15 protein-coding genes are annotated in these 15,107 nt (G+C 59.8%); 6 read left to right on the top strand and 9 right to left on the bottom strand.

What is annotated here, in order from left to right; translation table 11 throughout:
- Nucleotides 1–888, bottom strand: an 888-nt coding sequence (locus tag B3520_RS10490; protein ID WP_286876000.1) for an FAD-dependent oxidoreductase, incomplete at its 3' end; no start/stop codon positions are given.
- A 102-nt stretch (nt 889–990) separates the two neighbouring features.
- Entirely contained in the window at nt 991–1,335 is a 345-nt protein-coding gene (locus B3520_RS10485) for a hypothetical protein (protein WP_286807356.1), read from the bottom strand.
- Nucleotides 1,336–1,761: 426 nt separating this feature from the next.
- Here B3520_RS10485 and B3520_RS10480 point away from each other — a divergent pair, with 426 nt between their 5' ends.
- The 4 genes from B3520_RS10480 (at nt 1,762) to B3520_RS10465 (ending at nt 5,914) form a co-directional block, all read left to right on the top strand.
- Nucleotides 1,762–2,181 (top strand): LEA type 2 family protein, encoded by a 420-nt coding sequence (locus tag B3520_RS10480; RefSeq protein WP_246004376.1) that lies wholly within the window; start codon nt 1,762–1,764, stop codon nt 2,179–2,181.
- A gap of 21 nt (nt 2,182–2,202) precedes the next feature.
- Entirely contained in the window at nt 2,203–4,455 is a 2,253-nt protein-coding gene (parC, locus tag B3520_RS10475; protein ID WP_123638350.1) for a DNA topoisomerase IV subunit A, read from the top strand.
- A 66-nt stretch (nt 4,456–4,521) separates the two neighbouring features.
- Nucleotides 4,522–4,785 (top strand): PilZ domain-containing protein, encoded by a 264-nt coding sequence (locus B3520_RS10470; RefSeq protein WP_024461329.1) that lies wholly within the window; start codon nt 4,522–4,524, stop codon nt 4,783–4,785.
- A gap of 10 nt (nt 4,786–4,795) precedes the next feature.
- Nucleotides 4,796–5,914, top strand: a complete 1,119-nt coding sequence (locus B3520_RS10465; protein ID WP_286875996.1) for a polysaccharide deacetylase family protein — start codon at nt 4,796–4,798, stop codon at nt 5,912–5,914.
- Nucleotides 5,915–6,180: 266 nt separating this feature from the next.
- Here the strand turns inward: B3520_RS10465 and B3520_RS10460 are convergent, their stop codons facing one another.
- The 3 genes from B3520_RS10460 to B3520_RS10450 are packed head-to-tail and all read right to left on the bottom strand — an operon-like array spanning nt 6,181 to nt 8,854.
- Nucleotides 6,181–7,083 (bottom strand): glucosaminidase domain-containing protein, encoded by a 903-nt coding sequence (locus tag B3520_RS10460; RefSeq protein WP_286875994.1) that lies wholly within the window; start codon nt 7,081–7,083, stop codon nt 6,181–6,183.
- Between the two features lie 60 nt (nt 7,084–7,143).
- Nucleotides 7,144–7,815 (bottom strand): replication protein P, encoded by a 672-nt coding sequence (locus tag B3520_RS10455; protein WP_123638347.1) that lies wholly within the window; start codon nt 7,813–7,815, stop codon nt 7,144–7,146.
- Nucleotides 7,727–8,854, bottom strand: coding sequence for a DnaT-like ssDNA-binding domain-containing protein (locus B3520_RS10450; RefSeq protein WP_286804975.1), 1,128 nt, complete (start codon nt 8,852–8,854; stop codon nt 7,727–7,729). Before B3520_RS10450 ends, B3520_RS10455 begins: the two co-directional genes overlap by 89 nt.
- An 82-nt stretch (nt 8,855–8,936) precedes the next feature.
- Here B3520_RS10450 and B3520_RS10445 point away from each other — a divergent pair, with 82 nt between their 5' ends.
- Nucleotides 8,937–9,734, top strand: coding sequence for a class I SAM-dependent methyltransferase (locus tag B3520_RS10445; RefSeq protein ID WP_286804978.1), 798 nt, complete (start codon nt 8,937–8,939; stop codon nt 9,732–9,734).
- Between the two features lie 206 nt (nt 9,735–9,940).
- Here the strand turns inward: B3520_RS10445 and cfa are convergent, their stop codons facing one another.
- Nucleotides 9,941–11,128 (bottom strand): cyclopropane fatty acyl phospholipid synthase, encoded by a 1,188-nt coding sequence (gene cfa, locus B3520_RS10440; RefSeq protein ID WP_286875992.1) that lies wholly within the window; start codon nt 11,126–11,128, stop codon nt 9,941–9,943.
- Between the two features lie 174 nt (nt 11,129–11,302).
- Nucleotides 11,303–12,067, bottom strand: coding sequence for an EAL domain-containing protein (locus B3520_RS10435; protein ID WP_286806750.1), 765 nt, complete (start codon nt 12,065–12,067; stop codon nt 11,303–11,305).
- A gap of 309 nt (nt 12,068–12,376) precedes the next feature.
- Here B3520_RS10435 and B3520_RS10430 point away from each other — a divergent pair, with 309 nt between their 5' ends.
- Nucleotides 12,377–12,559 carry a DUF2061 domain-containing protein gene (locus B3520_RS10430; protein ID WP_036160783.1) on the top strand — a complete coding sequence of 61 codons (183 nt, stop codon included), beginning with the start codon at nt 12,377–12,379 and terminating at the stop codon, nt 12,557–12,559.
- Here B3520_RS10430 and B3520_RS10425 read toward each other — a convergent pair.
- Both B3520_RS10425 and B3520_RS10420 read right to left on the bottom strand, forming a co-directional pair.
- Nucleotides 12,556–13,455, bottom strand: coding sequence for a diguanylate cyclase (locus B3520_RS10425; protein WP_286806753.1), 900 nt, complete (start codon nt 13,453–13,455; stop codon nt 12,556–12,558). The two genes, B3520_RS10430 and B3520_RS10425, sit on opposite strands and share 4 nt — an antisense overlap.
- Before the next feature lie 8 nt (nt 13,456–13,463).
- The gene (locus B3520_RS10420; protein ID WP_286806755.1) at nt 13,464–14,957 is read right to left on the bottom strand and encodes a methyl-accepting chemotaxis protein; all 1,494 of its coding nucleotides are present in this window, start codon (nt 14,955–14,957) and stop codon (nt 13,464–13,466) included.
- Between the last annotated feature and the right edge of the window lie 150 nt (nt 14,958–15,107).

Here is a 15,107-nt window from a genome sequence, read left to right as displayed (position 1 = left end):
GGGCTCTGGCCCGCCAGCCACACTGGCGACCGCGCCGGCGGCGAACACGAACGGATGATTGACCGCCTGCAGATGGGCATTGACCTGAATCCGGCCCCGGTCGGTAAGCGCCAAGCCCGATGTTTTGACCCAGGCGCCCGGTTGCCCGGAAACACACCAAATCACGCGGTCCATGGGCAGGTGCTGGTGGCGATCGGTGTAGATCTGTTGGTCATCCACGCGTGCCACATCAAACAGGGGGTGGACTCGAATCTCCCGCTCCTGCAGTAATTGTGCGGCGCGTAGCTGAGCGGCCAGGGGAAACTCGGGCAGCAGCTTACCGCCACCGTGGACCAGGTGGATGCTCACCGACGCCTTCAGGTTGTCTTCATGCAGCAGCCGCTGGCGAACGGCCAGGGCCATTTCCACACCATCGAGGTTTCCGCCGATGACGGCCAGGTTGGCCGGGTTGTTCCGATCCCGGGCACACAGGTCCGCCAGTGTTTCCTGCCAGCGGGGCAAAAACCCGCTGATTGGGCGTGTGCTCATGCCGTGCTCGGCCAGCCCGGGGATGGTATCGGTGGCCTGCAGGCCGGTGTTGACCGACAGGAGGTCAAAGCCAATGGCATCGCCATTGTGGAGTTGTGCCTGGCGTTGGGTCAGGTCCAGGGAGGCCAGTCGGCCGAACTGTAATTCGGTGTGTGTGGCCCGGCAGAGCTGGCCCAGGTCGATGTGGCAGTCCCGAAAGCGAAAGCGCCCGGCAATCAGCCCGGGCAGCATGCCCGAGTAGGGAACAAACCGCTCTGGTGACAGCAGTATCACTCGCACATCGTCGGGTAGCAGGTGGCGGGCGTTGGCCAGGTAGAGGGCGTGCGTCAGGCCGCCACCGGCCAGAAGCAGAGTTCGCATAACAACGGCGCTCAGGCAAAAGCCGAGAGCATAGCGAACCCGGTGCCCAGCGTCTACGGAGTGCCGGTAATTCTGACAGTCACTGGTTGGGGGGGGGAGCGGTTATTCTCCGCCTCTGGCGCTGGTGGCGATGTCTTCGTCGACGAACCCGAACAGGTAGTCGTGGAGGATGTCGACCTGATGCAGGTGGACGTAGGTTTCGAGTTGTTCGAGTTCGGCGAAGGCGGGGCTGATGGCGGCTGTGGGTGTCAGCCGGTAGTCCCGGGTGACGAGTACGAAGGATTTATTGGCGGTGGGCACGGGGGTTTTGTGCAACAATTGCAGGACGCAGAAGTCGAAGTCCAGGCACAGGCGCATGAGGTTGGGGTAGTTGGTTTCCTGGCGATCGATGAAACGAATTTCCCGGCTGCCCAGTAGTTCGTCGGTGCTGAGCGGGTGCTTGGGCATAGACTCTCTCGGTGTTGTTGGCTTGGTTGATTCTTGTGGGGATGGTCCATTTGGGCCAGTCTGTGCGGGATTACACCACAGCGCTCCCGGACGTCATGTGATATACCTCACAAAAGCTTCAAGGGCCGTCACTGCAATCCACGGGGTGGTGTAGTCTGAAAGCCGATACTTAACTTTTAATCAGGAGCACTTTCAGTCATGTGGAAGCAGGTGATAAGTTGGTTTTTCCAGTCTTTTGAGGCATCTCGTCCGGGTCGCTTTGGGGTGCATCTTCCCAAGACACGCCATGAATACGTCCATGTAGGCTCGCAACCGCGAATCCCGCGCTCTACGGTCTTGGGAAGATGCACCCCAAACCGCCCCTACGTGCGCCGTAGCTGGCTCCCTACCGTGCTACGAAGTGTATTTTTGGGTGTGGGAGCTTTGATGCTCGCCGCCTGCTCGCAGATTCCTTTCGGTATTCAGGAGCCCCAGGTCAAGGTTACGGGGCTTGAACTTTTGCCGGCTCAGGGTATGGAGCAGCGCATTGCGGTTCATCTCGGTATCACCAATCCCAATGCGCGGGATTTGTCCGTGCGCGGGATCTCTTATAACATCGGCATCGAAAACATCGATGTCTTGAGTGGCGTTTCCAGCCAGGTGCCCACCCTCAAGGCGTATGAGGAGACTCCGGTGACCGTGGAGGTCTCTGCCAACCTGTTGTCCATTGCCCGGTTGGTCCAGCATTTCAGCCAGCGGGCGGTCAGTGACCGGGTCAGTTACAATTTCGACGCCAAGTTGGATTTCAGCCAGTGGTTGCCGTCCATGCGGGTCTCGGAGCAGGGCGAGATCAAGCTGCAGTATTAACGATAACGACCAGGAATTTGCATGAACGAAGTCGTAGTATCCCCCGACGCTGAAGAGCGCATTCCCCTCAAAGACTATACCGAGAAGGCGTATCTGGATTATTCCATGTACGTCATTCTCGATCGCGCCCTGCCCAATATCGGTGACGGGCTCAAGCCGGTTCAGCGCCGTATTGTCTATGCCATGAGCGAGCTGGGGCTGAAGGCGACGGCGAAGTTCAAGAAGTCGGCCCGTACGGTCGGCGATGTGATCGGTAAGTTTCACCCGCACGGTGATTCCGCCGCCTATGAATCCATGGTGTTGATGGCTCAGCCGTTTTCGTACCGGTACACCCTGGTGGACGGGCAGGGGAACTGGGGGTCGCCGGATGATCCCAAGTCGTTTGCCGCCATGCGTTACACCGAGTCGCGCCTGGCTCGCTACAGTGAGGTGCTGCTGGAGGAGTTGGGCCAGGGTACGGTGGATTGGCAGCCGAATTTCGACGGCACCATGGATGAGCCCAAGGTGCTGCCGGCACGGGTGCCCAATGTGCTACTCAATGGCACCACCGGCATTGCGGTGGGGATGGCCACGGATATCCCGCCCCATAACCTGCGGGAGGTGGTCGAGGCCTGTATTCATCTGCTCGATAACCCCAAGGCGGATGTGAACGAACTGTGCCAGTTTATTCAGGGCCCGGATATGCCCACCGAGGCGGAGCTGATCACGCCCCGGGAAGACCTGATCAAGATGTACCAGACCGGCCGGGGCAGTCTGCGCATGCGCGGTGTCTGGACCAGGGAAAAGGACAGCGGCGATATCATCATTACCGCGCTGCCTCATCAGGTCAGCGGTGCCAAGATTCTGGAGCAGATCGCGGCCCAGATGCAGGCCAAGAAGCTGCCCATGGTCACCGATCTGCGGGATGAGTCAGACCACGAAAACCCCACCCGACTGGTGATCACCCCGCGCTCCAACCGGGTGGATGCCGAGCAGTTGATGCAGCATCTGTTCGCCAGTACCGACCTGGAGAAAACCTACCGGGTCAATATGAACATGATCGGCATCGATGGTCGTCCGGGCGTGAAAAGCCTGGATGTCATTCTGTCCGAGTGGCTCAGCTTCCGCACGGTCACCACCCGGCGTCGTCTGCAGTTCCGCCTGGACAAGGTGCAGAAGCGCCTGCACCTGTTGGAAGGCTTGCTGATCGCCTATCTGAACATCGATGAAGTCATCCACATCATCCGCACCGAGGACGAGCCCAAAGCGGTGTTGATGGAGCGATTCAAACTGTCCGACGTTCAGGCCGACTACATTCTGGACACCAAGTTGCGCCAGTTGGCGCGTCTTGAGGAAATGAAGATCCGGGGCGAGCAGGAAGCCCTGGAAAAAGAGCGGGACCAACTGGAGAAAACCCTCGGGTCCGCCACTCGCCTGAAAACCCTGATTCGCAAAGAGCTGCAGCAGGTGGCCAAGGAATACGGCGATGATCGCCGCTCGCCCATCGTTCAGCGCGAGGAGGCCCAGGCATTCAGTGAAACCGAGTTGATCGGAGTCGACCCGGTCACCGTGGTGGTGTCCGAAAAAGGCTGGATCCGTTCGGCCAAGGGCCATGAGATCGATCCGGCGGCGCTCAATTACAAGGCTGGGGACAGCTTCAAGTTTGCCGTGCGCGGCAAGACCAACCAGAGTGTGATGTTACTCGATTCCACCGGGCGCAGTTACGCCATTGCGGCCCATAACCTGCCCTCGGCCCGGGGTCAGGGTGAGCCCTTGAGTGGACGCCTGAATCCCCCTAACGGAGCCACTTTCGAGGGCGCCCTGATGGGCAGTGATGAGCAGCGGGTGCTGCTCGCCTCGGACGCCGGGTATGGCTTTGTGGCCAAACTGGGGGATCTCTACAGCAAAAACCGCGCTGGCAAGGCCATGTTGAGCCTGCCCAAAGGCGGGCGGGTATTGGCGCCCCAGGTGCTGGAAAACCCCGAGAAAGATCTGTTGGCGGCGGTGAGCAACGAGGGGCGGCTCCTGGTGTTCCCGGTCACAGAGCTGCCGGAGCTGGCCCGCGGCAAGGGCAACAAGATCATGAATATCCCGTCGGCCCGCGTGCAAAGCCGAGAGGAGTATGTGATTGCGGTGGGCGTCATCGCCGAGGGGCAGTCGTTGACGCTGCACGCCGGCAAGCGCCACTTGACGCTCAAGGCCGGTGATCTGGACCATTACCGGGGCGAGCGTGGCAGACGGGGTAACAAGCTGCCGCGTGGCTTCCAGAAGGTGGACCGGGCCGAGGTCTCCTGAGGCTTGGTCTCCTGAGGCCCCGAACCGCCGGCTGTCGGACCAACAATAATAACCTGAGGACGCACTATGAGTGACAAGCGGGAGTACACGCGCACGCCCCTGGCCTGCCGGATTAAAATTCAGCATGAAACCATTGGCGAATTGATGGTCAAAACCCGTGATATCTCCGATGGTGGAGTGTTCGTCGTGCTCGAGCCGGATCAGATGCCGCCCATCGGGTCGGTGGTGACCGGACAGGTTCAGGGCATGCCGGTGGAGGCACCGGTGGTGAAAATGGAAGTGGTGCGCACCGAACCCGACGGTATCGGATTGAAGTTTCTTCAGGATTAGCGGAGGTTGTATGCACGTCACTAAGCCGGTCAGGCGCTCCTTGGTTCTGGTGGCTCTGGTTGCCGGGACACTGGGATTACTCTTCTCTCTGGCGGCGGGCAGCCCGGCGCAGGCCGCCGTGGTGCTGCAATACCACCATGTGAGCGAGTCGACACCGGCTTCCACCAGCGTGACGCCCAAGCGGTTTCGTTCGCACATGGATTACCTGGAGAATCACAACTTTGACGTGGTACCGCTCGAGACACTGGTCAAAGCACTGCAATCCGGCGAGCCTCTACCGGACCGCACTGTGGCCATCACCTTTGACGACGCCTACGATTCGGTTTACACCACCGCTTACCCACTGCTCAAGGAGAAGGGCTGGCCGTTCACGGTATTTGTAAATACCGACCCGCTGGACGACGGTAAAGGCGGCTTCACCACCTGGGATGAACTGCGTGAAATGGCCGAGCATGGCGCCACCATCGCCAATCATTCCACCAAACACAACCACCTGCAGCGCCGCAAAGCCGGTGAAAGCCAGGCGCAGTGGCGCGAGCGGATTGAGTCCGAGGTGGTGGACGCCGAGCGGCGTATCAAGGAAGAGACCGGCCAGAACCACAAGATGCTGGCCTACCCCTATGGCGAGTACAACAATGAAGTGAAAGACCTGTTGGAGTCCCTGGGCTATGTGGCCTTCGGCCAGCAGTCCGGCCCGATTGGCGCCCACAGCGATTTGCGGGCCTTACCGCGCTTCCCGTTTGGTGGTCCCTATGGTGAGATAGAAGAGTTTGCCACCAAGGCCCAAACCCGTCCCATGCCCATAGAATCAGCCGAGCTGTACGCGGACGCGGCGCTGGATAAGCCCCTGGAGGAAGTTGTAGTGGCATCCGGCGCCCGGCCGGTGTTGGTGTTGAATCTTGAACAGGACAACCTGGCCGGTCGAATCAACTGTTTTGCCGGAGGCCAGGGGGCCATAGAAACCCGGGTAGAGGGGCGCCAATTGATCACTCAGCCCGGCAAGCCCCTGACGCCGGGCCGGACCCGTTATAACTGTACCGCGGGCACCGGGGAGTCCGGCCGCTTCTACTGGTTCTCGCAGCAGTGGCTGGTGACTGATAAAGACGGCCGCTGGGTGCACGAGAACTGAGATTTGGCAGTGATTGTCGGGTTACGCCTTCGGCTAACCCGACCTACGCAGACCCAGGAACACCCACCAAACTACCCCGTAGGTCGGGTTAGCCGAAGGCGTAACCCGACAACCCCAGGCACGGGGCTCATAGTAAGTTACCCTGTAGGTCGGGTTAGCCGAAGGCGTAACCCGACGATAGTCAGCCCGGTCCAGCCACTCGTTCCCTCGGTCGGGTCGGTCTGACACATCGGAGCGCGCAGCTTATTACCCGTCAGGTGCAGCCGTTACCCCGCCTCGGTCTGGGGTTCTGCTTCGGCCTTCGCGGGGACTTCGGGCTCCTCCGGCGTCAACCAGGCTTCATGTACCTGCTCCAGTTCGTTGTAGCTGATCAGTTCCTTGAGCTCCTCAATATACGCCTGTCCGCGGCTCGAATACCGGATCAGTCCCTGCACCATCGCCATACCCGTGGGTGCCATGTCCTGAGCACGCTGTTGAGCGCGAATCTCCCGCACCTCCCGGTAGGCCCGGTTGGTGTTGATGTTGCGGAAATAGGTCGATACGGCCTCATTCACCGTAGCAAACTTCTGTACTTCGTGACTCATGTCGTCCGAGCGGGCGTTGGGAACCAGGCCGCAGCCTTTCCGGTAACACCACTGGCCGAACAGATTGTTTGCTTCCTGGGCGAAGCGCGAGGTACCCCAGCCAGATTCTGCCGCCCCTTGAGCCAGAACCATCTCCAACGGGAGTATGTCCACCCGCTTGTGCAGCTCGTCCAGGGCGTCCGAGGCGTTCGGGTAGTTGTCTTCATCCACGCGGAAATGGATACGCAGGCGCTCAAGCTGGGCCCGCTGGCGGCTGCTGAGGCTCTTGTCGGCGGCGAGCACCGAGCGCATGTCAATGACGTCTTCGCGCAGCTGCTCCAACTGATGATTGCGCCACTCAACCATGGGGATCAGCATCTCAAAAAAGGCCCGTTTGCGATCGGGGATATGGCCGATGCTGGCAAAATCCGGTAGCTGCTTTACCTCGGCGGGGCGCGGTACCGCTGGTGGCTCCTGCCGACCAGCCACGGACTCTTCCATGGGCTGGGGCGGGTGGTAGGCCAGGTAAAACGTCAGCACCTGACAGCCAAGAGGAAAGGCCACCAGGCCCAGGCCCAGTAACCACTGGGTGAAACCCTGCTTCATACAATCACCTTCTAATACATCAATCCAAACAAAGAGTTACGTCGTTGGGCGGGCAAAGGATCAGAGATCCAGCTCGCGCCGGAGTGCCTCCAGCCGCTGGTGGTTCTCATCGGCCGACAGGGGCGTTTCGGTGGTTTCGGGAAGGGCCGGCGCCTGGGGGAGGGGTAACTCCGCGCCGTTCATCACCTGTTCGCAAAAGCGCTGGTAGTGACGTTCAAACACCGGGAAAGCCACTTTCTCGGCACTGCTGGCCAGGAAAAACCAGTCGCTGGCCAGGCCCGCGTGGTATACCGCCGGATGGCTCCAGTGCTGGGCCGCTTTGGGGCTCGGTGCCCGGCAGGCTTCCACATAGGCACTGTGGGCGTCCGGCAGGCCAAACTCGGTCGGGTCGCCCTGGCAGGCGCGCATCATGCGGTTCAGGGTTGGCAGAAACTCGGACTCTTCAATGACCTTGCGCGCGCCCCGGCGGATGGTGTCCGGCTCGAAGCGGGTCAGGCTGTCCAGCCAGAGCTTTTTGATCTGGTTGAGCACCTGGGTGTCGCTGTAGGCCTTGTAGTACTGGTTATGGTAATTGATGCGGAACAGGGCAAAGGCCTCGTTGAGGGCATCAATATGCCCATCGGTCGCGGCCCGGCGCTGCTGTTCAGCGGGCCCAGCTTCGGTCGGTGAGGTCCTGGACGAGGCTGCGATCGCGCGTTGTGCCTGGTCGAGAAGGGTCTTGCTGTCCTGCATGTTGGCCTGCCTGTGGGTTGTGCGTGGTCAGAGCGTGCTGGCGTGCCCAATGATACTTTACGTGCTGCAGAAACTTGGTGTTCCAGGAGCTGTGCACCTGGTTGCTGTCGCGCCAGTAGAGCACGAACTCCGGCACCTGGCGCTGGGCGAACGCCAGGTCGATATTGGCCAGTTTGAGCACGTCGTACACATCCTGACTGGGCTGCCAGTTCTCCGGGATGCGCCGCGGCTCGGTATCGTGCTCAAGAGCGGCATTATACCTGAGCCACTGGCGTTTGACGTGCTGGATGAATTTGCTGTTCCAGGTGCGCCCCACATCGCCCCGCTCCTGCCAGTAGAGCACGAACTCGGGAATGGCGTCCTCGATGAACGCCAGGCTGATATTGGCGTGCTTGACCAGCACTTCCAGCGCATCCCGGCTGGGCCGCCAGCCGCTGTGCATGGCGACCTCCCGGTCGCGGCGGACCTGGTGCTCGGTCTGGGCCTCGCGCCACTGGCGCAGCAGATGCTTGAGGAACTTGGCTCCCCAGGCGTGGTGGCTCTCGCCACGCTCGCGCCAGTAGGCAATGAACTCCGGCAATTGCTCGCGCACAAAGTGGTCCGGAATGTTGTGCTGGGCGATGTGCCGCATCAGCTCGGCATCCGGTCGCCAGTGGGGGCTGATCCGGTTGGCTCCGGTCTGCGGGTCCGGGTTGTGGGCGGCGGGAGCGGCCGTGGCGCTCTGGGTCCGGTCGGTTTCGTTGAAGGCAAACAGCAGCTGGCGGCTTTCGGTGTAGGGGGCGGACTCGATCAGGATGATCCCCTTGTCCCGCAGGCTTTTGCTCACCCGCTGCAGGTCCTGGTCGCTCCAGAAGGGCAGCAGCGATTGCAGTTGCGGCGCTTCGAGCTTGAGCCAGTGATGCCCCTGCCGATAGGTGCCCGGCCGGTAGTGGGCGACATCGCTGAGGGCGCTGAGCAGAATCGCTTCTTCCAGGCCAATGGTGGCGGCCAGTGAGGGCGAGAACAGCAGGGGTTTTTCGGGGATCAGCGATGAGGTCATGGGCGCTACTTTAGCACTGTTTGGGGGTGGGGTGCATGAGCCTGCTATTATACCCGCTGTCACTCAAAGCCCGGAGGTCACTTTGCCAAAGAGAAAGTCCAAACCCCGTTTTACGGCCAAGAACTCGGACCGACACGATCTGTATCAGCGCAGTGTTCAGGCACCGGAGTTCGAGGTGGAGTTCTTTGACAAGACGTTTAAAAAGCTGCGCAAACGCCGCCCTTACGCCATGCGTGAAGACTTCTGTGGTACCGCGCTATTGTGTGGTCACTGGGTGGACAGCCACAAAAAGCGCACCGCGCTCGGCGTGGATATCGATCCGGATGTGTTGCAGTGGGGAATCGAAAACAACCTCAAGCCCTTCGGGGAGCCGGGCAATCGGGTCACACTCGCTCAGCGCGATGTGCGTCAGGTCACCCGGGAGAAGTTCGATCTGGTCAATGCCATGAACTTCAGTTACTGGATTTTTCAGGAGCGGGCAGAGATGGTCCGCTACTTCAAGTCGGTGCGAAAGTCTCTGGTAAAAGACGGAATCTTCTTCCTGGATATGTACGGCGGCTGGGAATCCCAGGAGGTCATGGAGGAGGCCCGCAAGATCGAAGGCGGCTTTACCTATGTGTGGGACCAGCACAGTTTCGATCCGATGACCAATGTGGCGGTCAATTACATTCACTTCCGGTTTCGGGACGGCAGTGAAATGAAGCGCGCGTTTAAATACGTATGGCGCCAGTGGTCCATGGTGGAAATTCGCGAGCTGCTGACCGAGGCCGGCTTCAAAAAGCTGCACATCTATTGGGATGTGGCCGATGGCAGTTTTCGGGAGCGCAAGAAAATGGATAACCAGCCGGGGTGGTTAGCCTACATCGCCGCGTTGGTTTGAGAGCCTGGTGGTTAACGGCGGATGCGCCTTCGGCTTATCCGCCCTACGCGACTGCCTGTGACATGGCGGATTTTGATTGCATCTGGGTGACGGCGGATGCGGCGTCTAATCGCTGCGCTCGGCCCCTACGGATAGCACGGCAGTTCGCGTAGGGCGGATAAGGCCGAAGGCCGCATCCGCCGTTACCTCAATCCGCCGTTACCACCTCACCGCAAACTACGATACTCCCGCATGCTGTCCGGCTTGCTGTAGACAATCTGCCACAGCTGTCCTTCCCGGGAGCGGAAATAGGCCGCGCAACTCAGGAGGTAGTACTTCCACATGCGGTAAAAATGCCCCTGATCGTACTTGTCTTTCAGCTCCGGCCAGGCGGCGTCAAAGTTGTGCCACCAGGCCATCAGTGTGCGGTCGTAATCCGGCCCGAAGTTGTGCCAATCTTCCAGACGCAGCAGCCCCAGACTGGTGTCGTTGATCAGCTTGCGACAGGGGATTTCGCCGTTGGGAAAAATATACTTTTCAATAAACGGATCGACGCCATTTTGCTGCCGGTCCGTTCCGATGGTGTGCAGTAGAAACAGGCCGTCATCGGCGAGGAGGCGGCTGACCGTATCAAAGTAGGTGCGGTAATTTTTGTGCCCTACATGCTCGAACATGCCGACCGAGACGATGCGGTCAAACTGACCTTCCAGGGCCCGGTAATCCACCAGGCGGATCTCCACCGGTAGCCCGGCGCAGTGTTCCTGGGCCAGTCGCTGCTGCTCTTTGGAAATTGTGATGCCCGTGACCTTGGCACCGTAGTGGCGCGCGGCGAACTCGGCCAGTCCGCCCCAGCCGCAACCGATATCCAGCAGGGTCATGCCCGGTTTCAGTTCCAGCTTGCGGCAGATCATGTCCAACTTCTGGTACTGCGCTTCTTCCAGGTTGTCGGCGTCCGCCCAGTACGCACAACTGTAGATCATGCGGGAGTCGAGCATACGCCGATACAGGTCGTTACCGATATCGTAGTGAACCTCGCCGACCTTGAAGGCACGATTGGGGTCCTGCTTGTTGATCACCGCGGCGCTCAGGTACGCCTTCAGTAGTTGAAGCGTTCCGAACTTTTTCAGCCGACGCTCCAGGTGGGCGTGCAGCACGCGGGTCATCATCTCATCGATGCGATCGCAGTCCCAATGGCCCTGCATGTAGGCTTCGGCAAAGGCCAGGGGAGCGCCAGAGGACAGTGCGCGGGACAGGAACGAGGGATCGTATACCCGAATGTCCCAAGGACGATCACCGTTGATGCGGATGTCTGCTTCGGCCGCCAGTTCAATGAAAAACTGCTCGGCGGCGGTGTGTTTCTCGGTACTGGGTGGGGTTTGCTCTGCTGCTTCCGGGGCTGAGGTGGTGTTCGCCATAATCCATCATTCTCCTGCAGTTTTAAAAACAGGGAGGCGGTACGTCACTGATCCGCGCGTTTTCTTGACCTTAAGCTTAAAACATAGCGTTCGTAAACCGGCTTATCCAATAAATAAAAGTAATTTATGCCATTGTCATTGAGGGCGGTCGTTGGGGCCGCGCCTATGATTGATTCAGAGCGCGCTGTAATCCACATCTGGCAGGGCTTCCACCTCGGGCTTGGCCAGCAGGTAACCCTGGATCAGGTGAACGCCCATAGAGCGCAATGTGGTCAGCTCTCCAGCGGTTTCCACGCCCTCGGCGATAACCTCCACGCCCAGCTCTCGGCAGGTATTCACTACGCCCTGGACGATAGACTGGCGAATCCGGTTGGTATCGATATGCCGGATCAGGGCCATATCGAGTTTGATGATCCCGGGCTGAAAGTCCGCCAGCAGGTTGAGCCCGGCATGACCAGCGCCAAAATCGTCAATGGCGGTGGTGAAGCCTTGGGCATTATATTCCTCGAAAATACCCTCCAGGTGACCAGGATCGCCCACGGGCTCGGATTCGTTGACCTCAAAGATGATGCGGTTGCTCGGAAAATCATACTTATCCGCCGCCACGAGGGTGGCGCGAATACAGCTTTTGGGTTCGTAGACGGCGTTGGGCAGAAAGTTGATGCTCAGAAACGTGGTCATACCCAGCTTGGCTGCTAGCTCAATGGCTTTGGTTCGGCAGGATTGATCAAACTGGTAGCGATTGTCATCGGTGACTTGCTGGAGAATCTGGAAGGCGCCTTCGCCCTGAGTGCCGCGCACCAGAGCTTCGTAGGCGAACACTTCGCGCTTTTCAATATCCACAATCGGCTGAAACGCCATGGTGAACTCGAAGGGGAGTGAGGGGAGATCCCGACAGCGACTGCAGCCTGTGGCTATCTGGGGTTCGGATTGCGACATGAAAACCAGCCCTTTGCGTTTGAACGGCACTTCTTGGATGCCTTAGACGTGATGGATATGCCCACCCTCTCGACGGACGGCCGGCGAGTTCAGTATAGACAAGTTCTCCCCAAATAGCGTCATGCGAGGGCGCAAAAAAAGTGTAAAAATGCGCCATGTTTACACTGGCCGGCATTTCCTGGTTGTTAGTTCAGGGCTATCAGGGCGATATGGCAAATCAAGTTTATTTATAAATGGGAATCATTATTATGGTTGTAAAGGGCGGGAATTCCCTCGCCACCATGATGTTCAGAGGGTCGGGAGGCGATCATGACCAAAACAATGACGTTCGCTGTGTTGCACTTTACCGTGGCCTTCAGCGTGGCCTACGTGATCACCGGTAGCTGGGTGCTGGGCGGCGCGGTGGCGCTGATCGAGCCGGCGATCAACACCGTGGCCTACCACTTTCACGAGCTCGGCTGGAAGCGCCTGGAGCGCCGGGCGGCCCATTAGTCTGCGGCGCTCCGTTCCCGCAAGCGCTCCATGTCGAGCCAGTACTCCTCGCGGCTCCGGGGTGTTTCTTCCGTGAGAGTCGGGTTCTCCAGCGGGAAAGCGCGCCGCTCGGCGAGGTTTGAGCGGGTCAGCGCATCTTCAATCATCGGGTGCTGGAAGAAATACTCATCGTAGCGCCCGCTTTCCAGAGCTCGATCCAGCCCGCTGTGAATGGCCTCCGCCAGGGCCGCGTCTTCCTCGCTGACAAACAGGTAAAACGGCAGCGGATACACCAGAACCAGGCGATCCTCCACCGTCAGCGGCAAGTCCGGTCGTGCCGCCAGCTCGGTCCAGGGCTCCAGAACCCCGCGCGGGAAAGCGTCAAACCGACCGCCCTCCACCATATAGAACAGGTTGTCATACTTACTGGTAGTAATGACCTCCAGACCATTGGCCTCCAGAATCGCAATGTCGGGCCAGCCGGCGCCCTGCCCGAAGGTCAGACGGCTCAGGTCGGCCCTGTCTTCCACCCGGTTCATGGTGGATTGGCGATCCGGGTTGATGATGAAGACCCGGTAGCCCAGCAGGCCCTTCAGGAGCGGGAAGCGGATGGGACTCAGGCGGTTTTCCACTTCCTGGTTTGACGACAGCCACATCACGTCCATCTCGTCCGACTCCAGCCGCTCAATGGCGCGGGTCTGGGTGATGGGGTCATCGCTGATGGCGAGCTCGTAGTCGCCGTCCATAAACTCCAGCGCGACCCGCAGAGCGCCCACGGCAAACTCATCCAGTGGATGATCGGTCTGATTGACGCGCAGCGTGGTCTGGGCCTGGCTGGCGGCCGTGATGCCGATCAGGGCCAGAACCCCGCATCCGCGTCGTGCATGGCCGAACAGCCGCTGTAACCTGTGTGACATGGTGAGCCTCAAACTTTGAAGTTGTGCATGCGCCGCTGCAGTTCATTGTTTTCCTGCAGCAGCTCGTCTGAGCTGGCCCGCATGCTACGGGCGTTGTCCGACACTTTGCCCGATAGGGCGAAAACGGACTCGATGAAGCGATTCACCTCGCTGGCGACCGAGCTCTGCTCTTCCGCGGCGGTGGCCACCTGATGATTCATGTCGTTGATGGTGCTGATGTGGGCCTGAACGCTTTCCAGTACCTGTTGCACCTCTTTGCCGCTCTCCACGGTTTCCTGAGCCCAGTGGGTATTCTGCTCCATGGCATCGTGGGCCTCATCGGCGTGAGTCTGCAGCTGCAGTACGATCTGCTCGATCTCCTCGGTGGAGCTCTGGGTGCGCTGGGCCAGGGTGCGCACCTCATCGGCCACGACCGCAAAGCCGCGGCCCTGGTCCCCAGCGCGGGCCGCCTCAATGGCGGCGTTCAGGGCCAGCAGATTGGTCTGTTCGGCAATCGCGCGAATCACTTCAATGACCTTGCCGATATTCTGGCTGCTGTCCTTCAGCAGGGTGATCTTGTCGGCGGTCTGCTCGATCTGTTGGGTCAGGCGCAGAATATTGCTCTGGGATGACTGCACCACGCTGACCCCCCGGCTGGAGGCGTCGTGGGTATCCCGGGTGCGCTCGGCGGTTTCGCCCGAGGAACGGGCGACCTCTTCGGCGGAGGCCGAGAGCTGGTTGATGGCGGTGGAGGCCTGCTCCAGTTGCTTGAGCTGTTCGTCGGTAGAGTGGGAGCTGTCGTTGGATGCCTGGTTCATTTGCTGGACGTGCTCGTCGAAGGTGTTGGTCACCTCGACCACCCCGCGAATGATGGCGGCAATCTGGTCGATCACCCGGTTGTAGCTGTGTGACAGATGCGCAATTTCGTCTCCGCTGTCGGTCGGCAGGCGCCGGGTCAGGTCGCCACCGCCTTCGGCGATATGGGTCAGGTTGTCGGTAATCAGGTTCAGTGGTTTGAGAACGATGCGTCGAACCAGCAGCGCTAACGTGAACAACGCCGCCACCAACAGGGCTACGACCATGATTACGCCCAGGGACACCTGATTGCTCAGTACCTGCGCCATCTGCTCCGAAGAGAACACCACGTTGTAGCGGCCGATCACATCGCCATCGCGGATCACTTCCACCGCATCGCGCCGGTGTTGATTGCCGGGCGCGGCCTGGTCACTGACCTGGGCATCGGCCATGGCTTTGCCCCGGTGGTCGGTGATTTCCAGTTGGTCGATGAGTGCGGTATTGACCAGGGATTCGGCGATGGCCTCAAGCTGCTGGAAGTCATAGGCGAACAGGGGCTCGAGCAGCGACGAGTTGATCAGTTCAAGGTTGCGGTCAACTTCCTGTTCGAAGTTGCTCTGCTGCTGTCGTGCCAGATAGGTGTAACTGGCGGCCAGAATAATGGCGGCCACGGTGAGCATCAGCGCCGCCATGGCGGCCATGAGTTTGAAAGAGAGTGAGCGAAGCATAGGAGGCCCTGCTGCAATGGTTACTTATAGTAGTTTTCACCATTTATAGCACAGGTCGGAAAAATTTACACGCCGGAGTGGCGTCAAATATCTCTGTTTAGAGCTCCTGCTCTTCCTCCGCCTCCCGGGCGCGGTCCCGCCGGTACACCA

Origin of the sequence: Marinimicrobium sp. UBA4509 (assembly GCF_002388575.1) — a bacterium.
GTDB lineage: Bacteria > Pseudomonadota > Gammaproteobacteria > Pseudomonadales > Cellvibrionaceae > Marinimicrobium > Marinimicrobium koreense.
The sequence above is the reverse complement of the archived record's forward strand: the minus strand, read 5'-3'. Positions and strand labels throughout refer to the sequence as shown.

Coding starts and splice junctions, on each gene's coding strand:
- B3520_RS10480 (WP_246004376.1), top strand. CDS start 1,762: ATGCTCGCCGCCTGCTCGCAGATTCCTTTCGGTATTCAGGAGCCCCAG.
- B3520_RS10430 (WP_036160783.1), top strand. CDS start 12,377: ATGACCAAAACAATGACGTTCGCTGTGTTGCACTTTACCGTGGCCTTC.
- B3520_RS10465 (WP_286875996.1), top strand. CDS start 4,796: ATGCACGTCACTAAGCCGGTCAGGCGCTCCTTGGTTCTGGTGGCTCTG.
- B3520_RS10460 (WP_286875994.1), bottom strand. CDS start 7,083: ATGAAGCAGGGTTTCACCCAGTGGTTACTGGGCCTGGGCCTGGTGGCC.
- B3520_RS10485 (WP_286807356.1), bottom strand. CDS start 1,335: ATGCCCAAGCACCCGCTCAGCACCGACGAACTACTGGGCAGCCGGGAA.
- B3520_RS10470 (WP_024461329.1), top strand. CDS start 4,522: ATGAGTGACAAGCGGGAGTACACGCGCACGCCCCTGGCCTGCCGGATT.
- parC (WP_123638350.1), top strand. CDS start 2,203: ATGAACGAAGTCGTAGTATCCCCCGACGCTGAAGAGCGCATTCCCCTC.
- B3520_RS10435 (WP_286806750.1), bottom strand. CDS start 12,067: ATGTCGCAATCCGAACCCCAGATAGCCACAGGCTGCAGTCGCTGTCGG.
- cfa (WP_286875992.1), bottom strand. CDS start 11,128: ATGGCGAACACCACCTCAGCCCCGGAAGCAGCAGAGCAAACCCCACCC.
- B3520_RS10420 (WP_286806755.1), bottom strand. CDS start 14,957: ATGCTTCGCTCACTCTCTTTCAAACTCATGGCCGCCATGGCGGCGCTG.
- B3520_RS10425 (WP_286806753.1), bottom strand. CDS start 13,455: ATGTCACACAGGTTACAGCGGCTGTTCGGCCATGCACGACGCGGATGC.
- B3520_RS10455 (WP_123638347.1), bottom strand. CDS start 7,815: ATGCAGGACAGCAAGACCCTTCTCGACCAGGCACAACGCGCGATCGCA.
- B3520_RS10450 (WP_286804975.1), bottom strand. CDS start 8,854: ATGACCTCATCGCTGATCCCCGAAAAACCCCTGCTGTTCTCGCCCTCA.